Annotated in this window: 21 protein-coding genes; 11 read left to right on the top strand and 10 right to left on the bottom strand. The window is 59.1% G+C overall.

The window, feature by feature from the left end; genetic code table 11:
- Positions 1-21: 21 nt before the first annotated feature.
- From lysA to argH, 4 genes are all read right to left on the bottom strand, one after another.
- Positions 22-1,287, bottom strand: a complete 1,266-nt coding sequence (gene lysA, locus AC2TDJ_RS17825) for a diaminopimelate decarboxylase (RefSeq protein WP_480844026.1) — start codon at positions 1,285-1,287, stop codon at positions 22-24.
- A 72-nt stretch (positions 1,288-1,359) separates the two neighbouring features.
- Positions 1,360-1,509: a hypothetical protein gene (locus AC2TDJ_RS17820; protein ID WP_480844025.1), complete on the bottom strand. Its 150-nt coding sequence runs from the start codon at positions 1,507-1,509 to the stop codon at positions 1,360-1,362.
- A 78-nt stretch (positions 1,510-1,587) separates the two neighbouring features.
- The gene (locus AC2TDJ_RS17815) at positions 1,588-1,773 is read right to left on the bottom strand and encodes a hypothetical protein (protein ID WP_480844024.1); all 186 of its coding nucleotides are present in this window, start codon (positions 1,771-1,773) and stop codon (positions 1,588-1,590) included.
- On the bottom strand, positions 1,770-3,158 hold the full coding sequence (gene argH, locus AC2TDJ_RS17810; protein ID WP_480844023.1) for an argininosuccinate lyase: 1,389 nt from the start codon (positions 3,156-3,158) through the stop codon (positions 1,770-1,772). The genes AC2TDJ_RS17815 and argH overlap by 4 nt, the downstream gene beginning before the upstream one ends.
- Before the next feature lie 22 nt (positions 3,159-3,180).
- Here argH and AC2TDJ_RS17805 point away from each other — a divergent pair, with 22 nt between their 5' ends.
- The 10 genes from AC2TDJ_RS17805 to yddG all read left to right on the top strand — a co-directional run bounded on the left by AC2TDJ_RS17805 (position 3,181) and on the right by yddG (position 11,219).
- A complete protein-coding gene (locus AC2TDJ_RS17805; protein ID WP_480844022.1) occupies positions 3,181-3,747 on the top strand; it encodes a TlpA disulfide reductase family protein in 567 nt (188 codons plus the stop codon).
- Positions 3,748-3,840: 93 nt separating this feature from the next.
- A complete protein-coding gene (locus AC2TDJ_RS17800) occupies positions 3,841-4,170 on the top strand; it encodes a hypothetical protein (RefSeq protein ID WP_480844021.1) in 330 nt (109 codons plus the stop codon).
- Between the two features lie 59 nt (positions 4,171-4,229).
- Entirely contained in the window at positions 4,230-4,616 is a 387-nt protein-coding gene (locus tag AC2TDJ_RS17795; RefSeq protein WP_480844020.1) for a hypothetical protein, read from the top strand.
- On the top strand, positions 4,613-5,584 hold the full coding sequence (locus tag AC2TDJ_RS17790; protein ID WP_480844019.1) for a sterol desaturase family protein: 972 nt from the start codon (positions 4,613-4,615) through the stop codon (positions 5,582-5,584). The genes AC2TDJ_RS17795 and AC2TDJ_RS17790 overlap by 4 nt, the downstream gene beginning before the upstream one ends.
- A 102-nt stretch (positions 5,585-5,686) precedes the next feature.
- Complete coding sequence (locus AC2TDJ_RS17785) at positions 5,687-5,863, top strand: hypothetical protein (protein WP_480844018.1); 177 nt, start codon at positions 5,687-5,689, stop codon at positions 5,861-5,863.
- Positions 5,864-5,990: 127 nt separating this feature from the next.
- A complete protein-coding gene (locus AC2TDJ_RS17780; RefSeq protein ID WP_480844017.1) occupies positions 5,991-6,824 on the top strand; it encodes an EAL domain-containing protein in 834 nt (277 codons plus the stop codon).
- Positions 6,825-7,018: 194 nt separating this feature from the next.
- Positions 7,019-8,194, top strand: a complete 1,176-nt coding sequence (locus tag AC2TDJ_RS17775) for an acetyl-CoA C-acetyltransferase (RefSeq protein ID WP_480844016.1) — start codon at positions 7,019-7,021, stop codon at positions 8,192-8,194.
- Between the two features lie 187 nt (positions 8,195-8,381).
- On the top strand, positions 8,382-9,104 hold the full coding sequence (gene phbB, locus AC2TDJ_RS17770) for an acetoacetyl-CoA reductase (RefSeq protein ID WP_480844015.1): 723 nt from the start codon (positions 8,382-8,384) through the stop codon (positions 9,102-9,104).
- A 304-nt stretch (positions 9,105-9,408) separates the two neighbouring features.
- Positions 9,409-10,356 (top strand): transcriptional regulator GcvA, encoded by a 948-nt coding sequence (locus AC2TDJ_RS17765; protein WP_480844014.1) that lies wholly within the window; start codon positions 9,409-9,411, stop codon positions 10,354-10,356.
- The gene (gene yddG, locus AC2TDJ_RS17760; protein WP_480844013.1) at positions 10,353-11,219 is read left to right on the top strand and encodes an aromatic amino acid exporter YddG; all 867 of its coding nucleotides are present in this window, start codon (positions 10,353-10,355) and stop codon (positions 11,217-11,219) included. The genes AC2TDJ_RS17765 and yddG overlap by 4 nt, the downstream gene beginning before the upstream one ends.
- On the opposite strand, the gene AC2TDJ_RS17755 is transcribed toward yddG, so the two are convergent.
- The 3 genes from AC2TDJ_RS17755 to AC2TDJ_RS17745 form a co-directional block, all read right to left on the bottom strand.
- Complete coding sequence (locus tag AC2TDJ_RS17755; protein WP_480844012.1) at positions 11,216-11,380, bottom strand: YdcH family protein; 165 nt, start codon at positions 11,378-11,380, stop codon at positions 11,216-11,218. The two genes, yddG and AC2TDJ_RS17755, sit on opposite strands and share 4 nt — an antisense overlap.
- Before the next feature lie 124 nt (positions 11,381-11,504).
- Positions 11,505-12,275, bottom strand: a complete 771-nt coding sequence (locus AC2TDJ_RS17750; RefSeq protein ID WP_480844011.1) for a tRNA1(Val) (adenine(37)-N6)-methyltransferase — start codon at positions 12,273-12,275, stop codon at positions 11,505-11,507.
- Positions 12,272-12,487, bottom strand: a complete 216-nt coding sequence (locus AC2TDJ_RS17745; RefSeq protein WP_050604033.1) for a putative signal transducing protein — start codon at positions 12,485-12,487, stop codon at positions 12,272-12,274. Before AC2TDJ_RS17745 ends, AC2TDJ_RS17750 begins: the two co-directional genes overlap by 4 nt.
- A 56-nt stretch (positions 12,488-12,543) precedes the next feature.
- Between AC2TDJ_RS17745 and AC2TDJ_RS17740 the strand changes: the two genes are divergently transcribed.
- The gene (locus AC2TDJ_RS17740; protein WP_480844010.1) at positions 12,544-13,542 is read left to right on the top strand and encodes a polyprenyl synthetase family protein; all 999 of its coding nucleotides are present in this window, start codon (positions 12,544-12,546) and stop codon (positions 13,540-13,542) included.
- Here the strand turns inward: AC2TDJ_RS17740 and AC2TDJ_RS17735 are convergent.
- The 3 genes from AC2TDJ_RS17735 to AC2TDJ_RS17725 form a co-directional block, all read right to left on the bottom strand.
- Positions 13,535-14,356: a 4-(cytidine 5'-diphospho)-2-C-methyl-D-erythritol kinase gene (locus AC2TDJ_RS17735; RefSeq protein WP_480844009.1), complete on the bottom strand. Its 822-nt coding sequence runs from the start codon at positions 14,354-14,356 to the stop codon at positions 13,535-13,537. The genes AC2TDJ_RS17740 and AC2TDJ_RS17735 overlap by 8 nt on opposite strands.
- A complete protein-coding gene (locus AC2TDJ_RS17730; RefSeq protein ID WP_480844167.1) occupies positions 14,346-16,061 on the bottom strand; it encodes a tetratricopeptide repeat protein in 1,716 nt (571 codons plus the stop codon). Before AC2TDJ_RS17730 ends, AC2TDJ_RS17735 begins: the two co-directional genes overlap by 11 nt.
- A 101-nt stretch (positions 16,062-16,162) precedes the next feature.
- On the bottom strand, positions 16,163-16,466 hold a 304-nt coding region (locus AC2TDJ_RS17725; RefSeq protein WP_480844008.1), incomplete at its 5' end, for a 4Fe-4S dicluster domain-containing protein.

Here is a 16,466-nt window from a genome sequence, read left to right as displayed (position 1 = left end):
CGGGCCCGCGCGGTTATCGCGTCAAAGCCACGGAGGTATGGTATCGCGCTTTATGATTTCGTCAAAGCTTGGGCGTTCACGAATTACTGCGAATTGATCACCGTTTACCAGCACCTCGGGGATCAGGGGGCGCGTATTGTATTCGCTGGCCATCACTGCTCCGTAAGCTCCGGCACTGCGGAAAGCGATCAGATCACCCGATTGCAAAGGCGGCATATTGCGCTGCTTGGCAAAGGTATCACCGGTTTCGCAGACCGGTCCAACGATGTCATAGGGTTGCTGTTCGACACCGGGCGCAGGTTCTTTCACGGCGACGATATCGTGGTGCGCCTCGTACATCGCGGGGCGGATCAGGTCGTTCATCGCGCCATCGAGGATCAGAAAATCGCGGTCCTCGCCGGACTTCACGTAGATGACCTTGCTGACCATCAATCCGGCATTGCCCGCGATCAAGCGGCCCGGTTCAATTTCGATCTCACACTCAAGATGGCCCAGCGTTTTCTTGATCAGCGCGCCATATTCCACCGGCAACGGCGGTGCGTCGTTCGAACGGGTGTAGGGAATACCAAGCCCACCACCCAGATCGAGACGGCGAATATTGTGACCCTCGGACCGCAACCGTTCGGTCAGCTCGGCGACCTTGGTATAGGCCAGCTCGAACGGCTCCAGCTCGGTCAGTTGCGAGCCGATGTGAACGTCGATCCCGATGACCTCCAGCCCCGGCAGGCTGGCGGCGCGGGCGTAAACCCCGCAAGCACGGGCGATCGGAATCCCGAACTTGTTCTCGGATTTTCCGGTTGCGATCTTGGCGTGGGTTTTAGCATCCACGTCCGGGTTCACCCGTACGGTGATCGGCGCAACAACGCCCAACTCCACGGCAACAGCGTTGATCACTTCCATCTCGGGTTCGGATTCGACGTTGAACTGGCGAATGCCACCGGTCAACGCGGTTCGAATTTCATCGGCTGTTTTGCCAACGCCTGAGAACACGATCTTGTCGCCCGGCACACCCGCCGCCTTCGCGCGCAGGTATTCGCCACCCGAAACCACATCCATACCCGCGCCCGCCTGCGCCAGTGTCTTCAGGATGGCCTGATTGCTGGCCGCTTTCATCGCGTAGCAGACAAGATGATCAGTCCCCTCAAGCGCATCGTCGAACAGCTGAAAGTGCCGCAGCAAAGTGGCCGTGGAATAGACGTAGAACGGTGTTCCGACCGCGGCTGCGATTTCGGAGATCGGGACATCCTCGGCGAAAAGCGCGCCGTCGCGGTAGAGAAAGTGATCCATGACTGCGCGCTTAGACCAAAAGAGGCATATGGATCAAATGATTCCGACAGGTCTTCCGGGGTCTACCAGCTCTCAGAAAGTCGTTGACGCTCCGACCCGCGCGTATCCCGAGACAGAAACGCCCGAGGATTTCGGCGCGGCCGCAGGTTCCGGTTGCGGCTTGTACGACGGGTCGCATGCGGCAAGAACGGCAAGCGACAGGATCAGGCCGATTATTCTCATGGTCTGTTTCTTTTCTATGAAGGTTTCGGTCTCGATCCCAGATGGGGTTCCGTTTCTGTGTGTTCAACGGGTTGGCGGTCAGAAACCGACAAACAGGCCGACCGGTCCGCGATTCACGCCGACGCCCCCCGCGACATAAGACCCGCTGCTGCCGACACCGACCGCCGCGTTGAAAGTCGGTTGGACAGGTTCGCCGTCGGCGCCGCAACCGGCAAGCACCAAACTGGCTGACAAGAATACGATCACTCGGACAAGCGCGGTCATATCATCGCCTTCCATCGTTTGATCTGGGCACGGACCTGATCCGGAGCCGTGCCACCATAGGACTGGCGTGAGTTTACTGAATTGTCGACGCCAAGCACAGTATAGATGTCCTGAGTGATTTCGGCATGGACCGATTGCATGTCTTCCAGCGTCAGGTCGGGCAGGTCGCAACCCCTGCCCTCGGCCATGGCCACCAGCGATCCGGTGATGTGATGCGCATCGCGAAACGGCAGACCCAGCACCCGCACCAGCCAGTCGGCCAGATCGGTCGCGGTCGAGAAACCCGACCCGGCAGCGGCGGCAAGGCTTTCGCGGTTGGCGGTCATGTCCTTGACCATGCCCTCCATAGCCGCCAGCGCCAGCATCCAGTTGTCCGCGGCGTCAAAGACCTGTTCCTTGTCTTCCTGCATGTCCTTGGAATAGGCCAGCGGCAGGCCCTTCATCACCATCATCAGCGCTGTGTTGGCACCGAAGATGCGACCCACCTTGGCGCGGATCAGTTCCGCCGCATCGGGGTTTTTCTTCTGCGGCATGATCGACGAGCCGGTCGAGAACCGGTCGGACAGGGTGACAAAGCGGAACTGTGCCGAGGACCAGATCACCAGTTCCTCGGCAAAGCGCGACAGGTGCACGGCGCAGATCGAGGCGGTCGACAGGAACTCCAGCGCGAAATCACGGTCGCTGACCGCGTCCAGCGAGTTGGCAGCGGGGCGGTCAAAGCCCAGCGCCTTCGCCGTCATGTCGCGGTCAATGGGGAAGGACGTCCCAGCCAGCGCAGCAGCCCCCAGCGGGGATTCGTTCATGCGCGCACGGGCATCGCGGACACGACTCAGGTCGCGGCCAAACATCTCGACGTAAGCCATCATGTGATGGCCCCATGTCACCGGCTGGGCAGTTTGCAGGTGCGTGAAACCGGGCATGACCCAATCCGCCCCTGCTTCGGCCTGCGCCAAAAGCGCGCGGATCAGGGCCAGCAATCCGGTTTCTGCTGCGTCCAGTTGGTCACGGACCCAAAGTTTGAAATCGGTTGCGACCTGATCATTGCGGCTGCGGCCTGTGTGCAAACGACCTGCGGGCTCACCTATCACTTCCTTTAGCCGGGCTTCGACATTCATGTGAATGTCCTCCAGCGCGGTCGAGAACTGAAATTCTCCGTTCTGAATCTCTGACAAAACGGTGAGCAGCCCTTCCCGAATGGCCTGCGCATCACTATCAGTAATAACGCCTGTGGCGGCCAACATGGCGGCATGGGCGCGCGAGCCTGCGATGTCCTGGGCTGCCATCCGCTGATCGAACCCGATCGAGGCATTGATCGCCTCCATGATCGCGTCTGGACCGGCGGCAAAGCGGCCGCCCCACATCTGGTTCGAGGATTGATCGGTCATGTTGCAAAAACCCGGAGTTGATATGCGCCTATTTCGTCTGATCCCCCTTTATATGGCCCTTGCGCTGGGTGCAAACGCGGCTTTGGCGACGGATGCTGAAACCCTGGGCCCGCTGCGCGAAGGCAGCCTGAAACGGCTGATCCTTCACAAAGAGCCCAAACCAGTCGAAGTGGTGGAGTTCGAGCTTGAGGACGACGGCGGCACGGGATCGCTGGCCGATTATAAGGGCAAATACGTGTTGCTGAATTTCTGGGCCACATGGTGCGCCCCCTGTCGCAAGGAAATGCCACAAATCGCTGAATTGCAGGCAGAGTTTGGCGGCGATAAATTCGAGGTACTGACACTGGCCACCGGACGCAACTCCCCAGCCGGGATCAAGAAATTCTTCGAAGAAAACGGAATAAGCAACCTGCCGCGCCATCAGGATCCGAAACAGGCTGTCGCCCGCGAAATGGGTGTCATTGGCCTGCCGATTACTGTCATCATCGACCCGGACGGCAACGAAATTGCGCGTCTGATCGGCGATGCGGAATGGAATTCAGACAGTGCCAAAGCCATCATTTCCACTTTGGTTGAAGGGAATAGCTGACGCCTTGCGCGTCGTCCGCGTTATTTTGTGCTAAACTGGAACCGGCCCCGAAGGGCCGGTTTTCGTTTGCGGGCTCAAGGAAGGATGACGGCAATGAAACCAGTAGTTTTGCTGATTGGTCGACTGCCTAATGTGATAGGTGACGTGGCACGGCAGTTGGACCATCTGCCGATCCAATGGCTCGGCGCACATGATCAGGATGAGGTCCGACGGCAATTGGACGCCGAACCTCGGATTGCCTGTGCGATCATGGGGGCTGGCCTGGACGACAAAGTGCGCGGGGAAATGGTCGGTATCATCGCCGCGCGCAGGCCGGATATCTGTATCCACCTCAAGGATCGCTCGTCCGGGCCCGAAGGGTTGGTACCGTTTGTCGAACGCGTCGTGCAGCACGAAGTGCTGGAAAGAATGGAAAACAGCTGACGCCACGCTACCTTTGACAGGATTTCAACTCCTTTGCAGTTTGTCCGAAGGAGGATGGAATGCCACTCGAAATATTACTGGTGCTGGTGGTCGGCGGCATTGCCGGCATCACCCTCTTGCTGCACATCACAGGCAATTCGCGGCAGTTCGAACTGACGCCTGCCTCGGCGCGCGCGCAATGGGTACGCCATTTTCCCGATGACGACGTGATCGACGTTACGGTGGCGCATGACGGCCGTTCGGCTTTGGTACGCACAAGCACCGGCAACGGGCTATTGTGGTCCTTTGGCGCAGATACCGTCGGCCGGCACCTGCTGGATTATGATCTGCTGAGTCATCCCGAAGGTTTTGAAATCCAATTCCACGAATTCTCTGCGCCAAGGACAATCATCCGACTGGATGACTTCGAACGAAGCCACTGGCGCGACCTGATGGAGCCCGCATGACGGATCAAGTGACATTTCCGGACGCCGTGCAATGGGCCGTCCCGTTTTTCATTGCTGCCATTTTGGCGGAATTCCTATGGATATCGGTCAAGGGCCGCGGCGGGCGATACGAGACACGCGATGCTGTCACCTCGCTGATCATGGGGGCTGGCAACATTGCCTCGGGTTTTCTGCTGGGATTTATCGCTTACGCATTCTTCATGTGGCTGTGGCAGATCACGCCGCTGAATCTGGGCACCTCGATACCGGTCATCCTACTGTGTTTCGTGCTCGACGACCTGCGGTATTACTGGGTGCACCGGCTGGGCCATAGGGTTCGCTGGGTCTGGGCCAGCCACGTGAACCATCACAGCTCGCAACATTACAACCTGACGACCGCGCTGCGGCAAACCTGGACCTATACGTTCACTTTCATGATGGTCGTCCGCGCGCCCCTGATCCTGCTTGGGTTTCACCCGGCGATGGTTTTGTTCTGCGGTGGCCTGAACCTGATATACCAGTTCTGGATCCACACTGAGGCCATCGGCAAGATGCCCCGTTGGTTCGAGGCCGTGATGAACACGCCAAGCCATCATCGCGCGCATCACGGGCGTAACGCGCGTTATCTCGATTGCAACTATGCCGGCGTGTTCATCATCTGGGACAAGCTGTTCGGGACATTCGTCCCCGAGCAGGAGGATGACCGCGTCGACTATGGGCTGGTCCATAATATCGGAACCTTCAACCCTCTGCGGGTGGCCTTCCACGAATGGGTTGGTATCTGGCGCGACGCGACGCAGCCGGGCCTGACTCTGCGCCAGAGGCTGGCTTATTGCTTTGCACCACCGGGTTACAGTCATGATGGCAGCCGCGATAACTCGGACCAGATCAAGGCCAAGCACCTTGCCCGCCATCCTGAACTTCGCGGAACGCCCGGTTTCGAGCAATTCGATGCAAATCCGCCCAATACGCGGGCCGAAAGGATCTGACCCCTGGCGACAACTCGCCCATCAGCTTGACTCAGGCGCTCGGCACTCCATATCGCAACAGAGTTTCGTTAGCGGATTGCCGAGGGCCATATGACAAAAATTGTGACAATTTCCACTGCTGTAGGTCTTTCAGGTATTCTGCTGGCAATGATGGCGGCATTCGGCGGGGCGACTTCACCGCTGTTGGCCATTGGTTTTTCCATGGCAGCGATTGGCTTGTTTGGAGCCCTGTTTGGCGCCGCAACATCACTGGGACGAGCGTGGCAATCGACACGTTGAAGTGATTGCGCTGCGATCCGCGCATTTCCGACACCCATAGACCAAACGCCTTAACGTCAGATTCACTTGTTTGCCGTGAAATCGGTGCCGGACCTAATGACGGCACGATCAGGGGAACGGTGTGCTCATGCGGAAGAACAAACTGGCAGACCTGCCCGAAGGGGCGGACAGCCCATTGAACGCAGCGGTAACGTCGCGCGACGCGTCAGCCGTTCAGATGGCCACCGATGCGGTGAAGCATAAACAATGCAAGCTGGCTTTTCAGCCGGTCATGCAGGCCCATCCACCCCATGACGTCGCGTTTTACGAAGGATTCATTCGCGTCCTGGATGATACCGGGCGCGTCATTCCCGCGCGAGAGTTCATGCCGCAGGTCGAAACCACACCAATTGGCCGCGAACTGGATTGCATCGCGTTGGAAATGGGATTGCGGACATTGATCCGGAATCCCGGCATTCGGTTGTCGATCAACATGTCCGCGCGATCCATCGGTTTTGCCCGATGGTCTCGGGTGCTGGAACGGTTTCTGAAAAAGGATCCTACACTCGGTGAAAGGCTGATCCTCGAAATCTCGGAAAGCTCTGCCATGCTCGTGCCCGAACTGGTCATCGACTTCATGGATCGGTTGCAGTCACGTGGCATTGCCTTCGCCCTGGACGATTTCGGGGCAAGCAATTTCAGCTTTCGCTACTTCCGTGAATTTCTGTTCGATGCGGCAAAGATTGACGGCCAGTTCATTCGGGGCATCAGCGACAATCCCGACAATCAGGCGCTTGTCCGCGCCCTGATCGCCGTTGCGCGGGAATTCGAGATCCTGGTCACAGCCGAATCGGTCGAAACACAGCAGGACGCCGAGTTTCTTGTCGCCAATGGCGTCGGCTGCCTGCAGGGGTTCCTGTTTGGCGCTCCGTCGGTCACACCGCCGTGGAAGTCCGGGATCATAGCCAAAACAGGGACTTAGCACCCATATCCGACTGCGGAACTCCGCCGGTCTTCATGCTGGGACAAGCTGTCCGTTGCTGCACGTGCAGCATTAAGGTATTTCAGAACATGCTGGAGCGGGGAACACGAGGCGCTCTTGGATTGGGCGAGTGTTTCACTGCCTGCCGGGCTGTCAGATTTCCCACAGGACCTTGACGGTAAAGGATTGACTGTATGACCAACGTAGTAATCGCATCCGCCGCACGTACGGGCGTCGGTAGCTTTAGCGGTTCGTTTGCGAACACCCCTGCACATGATCTGGGCGCTGCCGTCCTGGAAGCAGTTGTTGAACGCGCCGGGATCGACAAGGGCGAAGTTAGCGAAACCATAATGGGTCAGGTCCTGACCGCTGCCCAGGGTCAAAACCCTGCCCGTCAGGCCCATATCAACGCAGGCCTGCCGCAGGAAAGCGCAGCCTGGGGGATTAACCAGGTATGTGGCTCGGGCCTGCGCGCTGTCGCATTGGGCGCACAGCACATCCAATTGGGTGACGCCGAAATCGTGGCCGCCGGCGGACAGGAAAACATGACCCTGTCGCCCCACGCCGCCGCCCTGCGCGCCGGGCACAAGATGGGCGACATGAAATACATCGATACGATGATCCGCGACGGCCTGTGGGATGCCTTCAATGGCTATCACATGGGTCAGACCGCCGAAAACGTTGCCGAGAAATGGCAAATCAGCCGCGACATGCAGGACGAATTCGCTGTCGCCTCGCAAAACAAGGCCGAAGCCGCGCAAAAGGCCGGCAAGTTCGACGACGAGATCGTGCCCTTCACCATCAAGACCCGCAAGGGCGATATCGTGATGGACAAGGATGAATACATCCGCCATGGCGCCACCATCGAAGCCATGGCAAAGCTGCGCCCGGCCTTCGCCAAGGAAGGCTCGGTCACGGCAGCCAACGCCTCGGGTCTGAATGATGGTGCCGCAGCGACTCTGCTGATGTCGGCTGAAAATGCGGAAAAGCGCGGTATCGAACCGTTGGCCCGTATTGCGTCTTACGCGACCGCCGGCCTGGACCCGTCGATCATGGGCGTCGGACCAATCTACGCTTCGCGCAAGGCGCTGGAAAAAGCGGGCTGGTCGGTCGACGATCTGGATCTGGTCGAAGCGAACGAAGCCTTCGCCGCGCAGGCCTGCGCCGTGAACAAGGACATGGGTTGGGACCCGTCGATCGTGAACGTGAACGGTGGCGCCATCGCCATCGGCCACCCGATCGGCGCGTCGGGCTGCCGTGTTCTGAACACGTTGCTGTTCGAAATGAAGCGGCGTGACGCCAAGAAGGGTCTTGCGACCCTCTGCATCGGCGGCGGCATGGGTGTCGCACTGTGTGTGGAGCGCGACTAAGTGCTTTGACAACCGCATAAAAAAGGGCGTCCATTGGGCGCCCTTTTTTGTTACAATCGGGTCTTATCCCTTAGATGCGACAATATCGCCAAACAGAAAGACATTAACGAGCACGAAACGATATTGCGCAGCAACCACTCTCAGAGTAACAGAATTGCCAAGACGACTAAATTTGGAGGATTCCTAAATGGCACGTACAGCACTCGTAACCGGCGGTTCCCGCGGCATCGGCGCAGCAATTTCCAAGGCGCTGAAGGCCGAAGGATACAATGTTGCCGCCACCTATGCGGGGAATGACGAAGCCGCGGCGAAGTTCAGTGAAGAAACCGGCATCGCCACCTACAAATGGAACGTCGCCGATTATGATGAATCGAAGGCCGGCATCGAGAAAGTTGAGGCCGAAGTCGGCCCGATCGATATCGTTGTCGCCAACGCCGGCATCACCCGCGATGCGCCGTTCCACAAGATGACGCCGGAACAGTGGCATCAGGTGATCGACACGAACCTGACCGGCGTGTTCAACACCGTGCATCCCGTTTGGCCGGGTATGCGCGAACGCAAATTCGGCCGCGTGATCGTGATCAGTTCGATCAACGGCCAGAAGGGTCAGTTTGCGCAGGTGAATTATGCCGCCACCAAGGCGGGCGATCTGGGCATCGTGAAGTCTCTGGCGCAGGAAGGCGCGCGCGCCGGGATAACCGCAAATGCCATTTGCCCAGGCTACATCGCCACCGAGATGGTCATGGCAGTGCCGGAAAAGGTACGCGAGTCAATCATCGGGCAAATCCCGGCCGGTCGTTTGGGCGAACCGGAAGAGATCGCGCGTTGTGTTGCGTTTCTGGCCTCGGACGATTCTCAATTCATCAACGGCTCGACCATTTCGGCCAATGGTGCGCAGTTCTTCGTCTGATCAGGCGCCTGTACAATGAAAGTGGGCCGGTCCGTCTGGACCGGCCCTTCTTTCATCCCGTAAGAACGCGCGCGCTGCGATCAGCGGGAACCGAATAACATGTTCAACAGAGATTTGATCGCCATGCTACGCGCCTCATGCGCGCGGTGAAAGGCGCGGCGGGTTGCTGGATTGGTCGTCATTTCGATCATTGGCGCAGTCCTTTCAGATCAGTTGTGTTTGACTTTCACATAATATGGACCCAATTATCACAACCAACAAACGAGCTTTTTCGGGACTTCAGTTAAGCAAAACTTAATCGAATATGAATGACCGCCTGCCCCCTTTGACCGCTTTGCGCGCATTCGATGCGGCCGCGCGTCACTTGTCATTTGCAAAAGCCGCCGAGGAACTGCATGTCACCCCGGCCGCCTTGTCCTTCCAGATCAAATCGCTGGAAGAGCACCTGGGGCGGCCGCTGTTCCGCCGATTGAATCGCGCCGTTGAATTGACTGAGGCCGGTCGCAGTCTTGCGCCTGGCGCGGCCGAAGGGTTCGCAACATTGCAATCGGCCTGGCGCACCGTTCGAAGGCACGGAGACGAAACCAGCCTGACCGTCACGGCGGGGCCGGCCCTTACGGCCAAGTGGTTAGCGCCTCGCCTGTACGAATTTGCCCGTGCGCACCCCGAGATTGACCTGAAGTTCTCGGCCACGCTGCGCAACATGGATCTGGAGCGTGATGACGTCGACGTGGCAATCCGGTTTGGATATGGCCCTGACGAAGGGTTATACGCGCTGCCTGTGCGAAAGGAGTGGCTGACGCCGGTAATGACACCTGAACTGGCCGAAGAGTTCCACACTCCGGAAAGCCTGCGCGATGCTCCCCTGATCCATGACGACTCGATCAGTTTCCTCAAACCACCTGCGGACTGGGACACATGGTTCCGGGCGGTCGGGGTGGATTTCACCCCCACCCACGGGGCGCGGTTTTCCCATGCTGATCACGCGATTGATGCCGCCGTGGCAGGCGTGGGCGTGGCCTTGGGGCGGCGCGCGATGATCATCAAGGATCTGACCGAAGGGCGCCTGGTCGCCCCATTCAAAGTGGCCATCGAAACCCGCGGGCGCTTTCGTTTCCTGTGTCTGCCCGGCGCGGAAACCCGGCCGCAGATCGCGGCATTCCGGGATTGGTTCGTAGCCGAGATTGAAAAAACCGCGCATATCTCGGATGAGTTCCGGATAATTCCCGTCGAGGACGTCCCACCTAAATGACCAAAACCCGTGCCACCGCCATCGGATTCGTCGCTGTCCTCCTCTGGTCCCTTCTGGCCCTGTTGACGGTCGGATCTGCCCCAACGCCGCCATTGTTGCTGAATGCTGTTTGTTTCACCCTGGGCGGCTCTCTGGGCTTGATCTGGACGTGGCGGACTGGTGGGCTAGGGCAGCTCAGAACCGTTCGGTGGCGAGTGTATATATTCGGCACCATTGGGCTATTTGGCTATCACGCGCTTTATTTCTCGGCGCTGCGTATGGCTCCGGCGGCCGAGGCCGGGCTGATTGCCTATCTCTGGCCACTTCTGATCGTCCTGTTCTCAGGGCTGTTGCCCGGCGAGCACCTGCGCCCTGGTCACCTGATTGGTGCGTGTCTTGGCTTTGCTGGGGCTGCCCTGATCATCACGGGTGGCGGCGGCACCGGGTTTCAGGCCGGTCACCTGCCGGGGTATGCGCTGGCCTTTCTGTGCGCGCTGACATGGTCTGGCTATTCGGTCCTGTCCCGGCGCCTGGGGGAAACGCCTACCAGCACGGTCGCCGTTTTCTGTACTCTGACGGCCATCGCTTCATGGATCTTGCACGTGGCGCTGGAAGATACGATCTGGCCTGAAACGGCCCTTGGGTGGGCTTCGACCATGGCGCTTGGGCTGGGGCCTGTCGGCCTGGCTTTCTATGTTTGGGATATTGGCGTCAAACAGGGCGACATTCAGATGCTTGGCACCAGTTCTTACGCGGCGCCCCTGTTATCGACAGTGGTGCTGATATTTGCCGGGATCGCCGCCCCGTCCTGGGGCCTGGCGATCGCGGCGGTGTTGATCACAGGTGGTGCCTTAATCGCAGCACGCGCCAGTCTGAAGTCTTAGTTCGACAGACGTTCGATCTCTTCTTTCAGTTTCAGTTTTTGCTTTTTGAGTTGTGCAATATGGAGATCATCGATGCCTGGCGAGCGTTGGGCTTCTTCCACTTCAAGACCGAGAATTTCGTGTTTTTTCTTCAGCTCCGTCAGATGTGCGCTCACGCTCATGGCGATCCTCCTTGTTTGGTGTGTATATTCCACCTAGGAAGTTGATCACATCGTTTCCACCCTGTCACGCCGCAGATGCACAGATTCTGTAATAAATCCGACAAATTCGGCTGGTCATTGCCTATCACGGTGAAAACCCCGGCAGGGGCGCCCCGTTCCGCAGCACTTTTGACACTTCGGGCGAATAACTCTCACCATCCATCTCATGCCGATCACCCGCGTGTAAAATCAGGGGCGCATGAAGCCGAAAAGCCGCGCGGCCGCCCTTGCGGGCCCTAAGGATAACCAACTCGGCATCTCGTCCCGTGCGCGCGGAAAGCGGCAGCACCTCAAGCGAGCCCAAGCGGCCCGCGCAGGCCGCCAGCATGTCTGCCAGCCGATCGGCCTTTTGGATCACATGAAGGTAACCGCGCGGCGCCAGGCGTCTGGCTGCCGTGTCGATCCAGTCTGCCAGGGGCGTTTGCTCACCCAACGCGACGCGGCGTCCATCATCTGTGGCCGGACTGTGCGCCCCCGCTCGATAATATGGTGGGTTGGCAATGACGTGATCGAATTGCCGCTGCCTAAGATCGGACGGCATGGCGCCAAGATCGGCCTCGACCACTTCAAGGCGCACACCATTCTCGGCTGCGTTGCGACGCGCCAGATCGGCGTAATCCGGCTGCAGCTCAACACCCGCAAGTTGCAACCCCTCGACCCGCGCGGCGAGGCAAAGAACCGCAGCCCCGGCCCCGCAACCCAATTCCAGCACTGATTGGCCACTGGTTGCCGGAACCGAGGCCGCGAGCATTACCGGATCAACCCCCGCGCGATAACCCTTGCGCGGCTGCCACAGACAGACACGACCACCCAGAAAATCGTTTCGGGTCAGTTTGCTGTCGGCAAAGGCACTCATCGGCCCAGCGGAATCTCGTTGTCACGCATCACCCGCTCGGCTCGGGTCAGGTCCTCGGCGCGCACCATCAGACGCCGGGGGAAGATTCCGATACCACCTTCGAGGATGCTCATATTTACGTCCATCTGAAAGCAGTCTATATCCTCGCCCTCAAGAAGAGCGGATGCAAAGGCCAGGATTGTTGGATCGGTGCTGCGCAGAAGTTCTTTCATGGGGATGGATGTAAGGGCAAGGTAAGGCGAAAGTCGAGCCTTGTATCAGGAGTGTGATGACTATCAGCACGATCTCGAAACCGCATGAGCGACTGGCGGAAATTCTGACCGATGAAATGGCGTCGGTCAACGCACTGATCCGTACCCGCATGGCTTCCGAACACGCGCCCCGCATTCCCGAGGTTACGGCCCATCTGGTCGAAGCAGGTGGGAAAAGACTGCGGCCAATGCTGACACTGGCTGCCGCCCGGCTGTTTGGCTACCAGGGCGATCATCACGTTCGGCTGGCAGCAACTGTCGAGTTCATCCATACCGCGACCTTGCTGCATGACGATGTTGTCGACGAAAGCGCAAAACGGCGCGGGCGTCCGACGGCAAACCTGCTTTGGGACAACAAATCCAGCGTGCTTGTGGGCGATTACCTGTTTTCGCGCAGCTTCCAGTTGATGGTTGAAACCGGCTCGCTGCGGGTTCTGGACATCCTTGCAAATGCCTCGGCCACTATCGCCGAGGGCGAAGTGCTTCAAATGACCGCGGCAACCGATCTGCGGACAGATGAAAGCGTGTACCTGCAAGTCGTTCGTGGCAAGACGGCTGCATTGTTCTCGGCGGCAACCGAGGTCGGCGGGGTCATCGCTGGTGCATCAGAGGCGCAGGTTCAGGCGCTGTTTGCCTATGGTGACGCTTTGGGCGTTGCCTTTCAGATCGCCGACGACCTGCTGGACTATCAGGGCGACAGCATGGCAACCGGCAAGAATGTCGGCGACGATTTCCGCGAGCGCAAGCTGACGCTGCCTGTGATCAAAGCCGTGGCTCAGGCGACACCCGAAGAACATGCGTTCTGGCAGCGAACGATCGAGAAGGGCCGCCAGCACGAGGGCGATCTGGACCACGCCCTGAGTCTGATGAACAAATACGCCACGTTGGAAGAAACACGTAAGGACGCTCTGGGTTGGGCCTCAAAAGCGAAAGCAGCGCTGGAGGCACTGCCGGATCATGAGATCCGCACCCTGCTGCGCGAACTGGCCGATTACGTGGTCTCGCGCCTCAACTAAGCAGTGTTGCGCGGCACCACCATTCGGAATGGGCTGCACCAATCTCATAGGCTGCAAAATGCGCGTCCTTCATGGTTGGGTACAGCGCGAAACAGGTCGACCCCGACCCTGACATCCGCGACATAAGCGCACCTCGGGTGCCTTCCAGTTCGTTCAGAACACTTGTGATCTGGGGGGCTACTGTCTTTGCTGCAGGTTCAAGGTCATTGCGTTGTTTCACAAGCCAGTCAGCAGCAGCCTGAGGGGACTCAAAGACAGGAACCTCATCAGGCATGCCGGGATTGCAACGTGAGCCCAATGCGCTGAACACCGCACCAGTGGGCACGTCGACACCAGGGTTCACCAACAAAGCGGGCAATTTCGGCAGATCGGCCCGCGTGACCTGTTCCCCGATGCCCCGCATCCGGGCGGCTTTGGAACAAATGCAGACCGGAACATCCGCGCCGATCGTCAGAGGCAACGCATGGGGAAAATTCAATCCCTGCGCTTGAAGAACCCGCAACACCGCCGCTGCATCCGCAGATCCACCGCCAATTCCACCGCCATGGGGAAGCATCTTGTCCAGATCGATCCGACCCGTCCAACCCACGGCCTGCGCCGCCTGCCAGATCAGGTTGCGGTGATCTGTGGGAACGCCGCTTGCAAATTCTCCGGTAACGTCGATGGTAAGCTCTGGGCCCGGTACAAAGGCCAATCGATCCCCGACGTCGGCAAACACCACCAGAGAATCCAGCAGGTGATAGCCATCCTCGCGCTGGCCGGTCACATGCAGGGTCAGGTTGATCTTGGCCGGCGCAAAGGCCTCAGCCGTCATTGGCGACCTTCAGAGGCTCTGCACCCTCTTCCTCCAACACCGCATCCAGCCCGATCTCGATCTTGCGGCGGATACGCTCGGGATCGGCCTCACCGTCGGTATCTTCCGGATCGATAAATGACAGGGCCCGTTTCCACTGGAATTCAGCCTCGCGCGCGCGGCCGACGGCCCAATAGACGTCACCCAGATGGTCATTGACCACCGGGTCGACCGGCATCAGTTCGACTGCGCGTTCCATATGCTCGACCGCCTCGTCATAACGACCCAGACGGAACAGCACCCAGCCAAGGCTGTCGACGATGTAGCCACTGTCCGGGCGCGCGGTGACGGCGCGTTCGATCATCTCCAGGGCTTCATCCAGCTTTTCGCGCCGCTCAACCAGGGAATAGCCCAGATAGTTCAGCACCTGCGGCTGATCCGGGTTCAGTTCGAGTGCACGGCGGAAATCAGCCTCGGCATTGTCCCAGTTTTTCTGACGCTCGTGCGAGATGCCCCGGGCGTAGTGCAGAAACCAGTTGTTGCCTGAATTCTCTTCGGTCAGGGCGATGGCCTTGTCGTAGGACGTCACCGCCGCGGCATAATCCTCCTGCTGGCGCAGCAGATCGGCCAACGCCACATGCACACCCGGAAGATCAGGCTGTTGGATGGCGAGGTTCTGCAGCACTTCTATGGCAGCCTCGGTCTTGCCCGAACGGCGCAGAACCTCGGCGCGGCCAAGCTCGGCGGCATGGTGGTCAACGCTATCCGGCGGAACCAAACGGTATGCTTCGACCGCCAGATCAAACTGATCCAGCCCTTCCAGAAGCTCGGCGCTCAGCAGAATTGCGTCAATGTGATCGGGGCGCAGAAAGCTGGCAATACGGGTGTAGAGCAGCACATAATCCGACGCAGCTTCGGTATTCAACGCGGCCCCTACTGAAAAATACACCTCGGCCATTCCGTCCTGGGCGGACCGGACATGCGTGAACGGCAACGTTTCACCAGCCTGCAGACGGGCAACATAGTCTTCGATGAATGGATCGCTGCCGGCAGAGAAAACTTCATCCAGAAACTGCAGCGCCTCTTCATTGCGATCAAGCTGTGACAGAACCTCCGTCCGCGCCAGTGCTGCCCGGCGCGAGAAGCGCGACACTGCCCCCTCATCAGCGGCAAATACCGCCTCAGCGCCCTCAAAGTCGCCGACCGAAGCCAGCGCCATCGCCTTGTGGTACATCGCAAACTCGCGCAGGCCTTCTTGAGTGGCGACGGAATCAAATTGTTCCATTGCGCGGGACATTGCCCCCTGACCCATATGGGCCCAAGCTATCATCAAGCCATCAACCAAGGGGCCTACGCCTTGCGTTTCCGGGTCGCGGGCCAAAAGCTCGTCCAGCTTGTTCCCGACGATCAGATTTGCCGAAATGGCCATTCTTGCAGCCTGACTTGGCAAGCCACGGTCTTCGATTGTCTGCGCAATCGGCAAGGCCCCGGCGACGTCTCCCAGCGCAAGACGCGCCAGCAGAACGCTTTCCTGCAACTGGTCGTTCTGCGGATCATACTTGAGCGCCCGGGCATAATATTGGGCCGCAGCAGTGTAGTCGCTTTCGTAGATGGCCTGTCTGCCGGCCAGATACGCTCCGGCGCCGGAATCCGCAAATGCGGATACAGATACGGTCGAGGTGAGAATCGCAGCCACTGCCGCGTCGCGAACCCGGGAAAACACCAAAAGCCTGCCTTGTTGTCGTTGTCTGTCCGACAAGCTAGGGCTTTGGCGGGAAAGTGGCAATGGCAGAGCCTTCACGACCCCGCCACTGCCCCTGTTTTTGCTTACATGTTGGGATAGTTCGGCCCGTCACCACCCTGCGGTGTGGTCCAGGTGATGTTCTGGCTGGGATCCTTGATGTCACATGTCTTGCAGTGGACGCAGTTCTGGAAGTTGATCACGAATCGCGGACCGCCTTCATCCTCGACCATCTCGTATACGCCCGCCGGGCAATAACGCTGCGCCGGTTCGTCGAACTTGGGCAGGTTGACCTTCACCGGAATCTCTGGGTCGGTCAGCTTCAGATGGCAGGGCTGGCTTTCCTCGTGGTTGGTCATCGCAAACGATACGTTGGTCAAGCGGTCAAAG

The organism is Ruegeria sp. HKCCD6647-2, assembly GCF_057221075.1.
The sequence above is the reverse complement of the archived record's forward strand: the minus strand, read 5'-3'. Positions and strand labels throughout refer to the sequence as shown.

Bases quoted from the DNA above. Each gene is read 5' to 3' on its own strand.
- lysA (WP_480844026.1), bottom strand. From the start codon at position 1,287: ATGGATCACTTTCTCTACCGCGACGGCGCGCTTTTCGCCGAGGATGTC.
- AC2TDJ_RS17820 (WP_480844025.1), bottom strand. From the start codon at position 1,509: ATGAGAATAATCGGCCTGATCCTGTCGCTTGCCGTTCTTGCCGCATGC.
- AC2TDJ_RS17815 (WP_480844024.1), bottom strand. From the start codon at position 1,773: ATGACCGCGCTTGTCCGAGTGATCGTATTCTTGTCAGCCAGTTTGGTG.
- argH (WP_480844023.1), bottom strand. From the start codon at position 3,158: ATGACCGATCAATCCTCGAACCAGATGTGGGGCGGCCGCTTTGCCGCC.
- AC2TDJ_RS17805 (WP_480844022.1), top strand. From the start codon at position 3,181: ATGCGCCTATTTCGTCTGATCCCCCTTTATATGGCCCTTGCGCTGGGT.
- AC2TDJ_RS17800 (WP_480844021.1), top strand. From the start codon at position 3,841: ATGAAACCAGTAGTTTTGCTGATTGGTCGACTGCCTAATGTGATAGGT.
- AC2TDJ_RS17795 (WP_480844020.1), top strand. From the start codon at position 4,230: ATGCCACTCGAAATATTACTGGTGCTGGTGGTCGGCGGCATTGCCGGC.
- AC2TDJ_RS17790 (WP_480844019.1), top strand. From the start codon at position 4,613: ATGACGGATCAAGTGACATTTCCGGACGCCGTGCAATGGGCCGTCCCG.
- AC2TDJ_RS17780 (WP_480844017.1), top strand. From the start codon at position 5,991: ATGCGGAAGAACAAACTGGCAGACCTGCCCGAAGGGGCGGACAGCCCA.
- AC2TDJ_RS17775 (WP_480844016.1), top strand. From the start codon at position 7,019: ATGACCAACGTAGTAATCGCATCCGCCGCACGTACGGGCGTCGGTAGC.
- phbB (WP_480844015.1), top strand. From the start codon at position 8,382: ATGGCACGTACAGCACTCGTAACCGGCGGTTCCCGCGGCATCGGCGCA.
- AC2TDJ_RS17765 (WP_480844014.1), top strand. From the start codon at position 9,409: ATGAATGACCGCCTGCCCCCTTTGACCGCTTTGCGCGCATTCGATGCG.
- yddG (WP_480844013.1), top strand. From the start codon at position 10,353: ATGACCAAAACCCGTGCCACCGCCATCGGATTCGTCGCTGTCCTCCTC.
- AC2TDJ_RS17755 (WP_480844012.1), bottom strand. From the start codon at position 11,380: ATGAGCGTGAGCGCACATCTGACGGAGCTGAAGAAAAAACACGAAATT.
- AC2TDJ_RS17750 (WP_480844011.1), bottom strand. From the start codon at position 12,275: ATGAGTGCCTTTGCCGACAGCAAACTGACCCGAAACGATTTTCTGGGT.
- AC2TDJ_RS17745 (WP_050604033.1), bottom strand. From the start codon at position 12,487: ATGAAAGAACTTCTGCGCAGCACCGATCCAACAATCCTGGCCTTTGCA.
- AC2TDJ_RS17740 (WP_480844010.1), top strand. From the start codon at position 12,544: ATGACTATCAGCACGATCTCGAAACCGCATGAGCGACTGGCGGAAATT.
- AC2TDJ_RS17735 (WP_480844009.1), bottom strand. From the start codon at position 14,356: ATGACGGCTGAGGCCTTTGCGCCGGCCAAGATCAACCTGACCCTGCAT.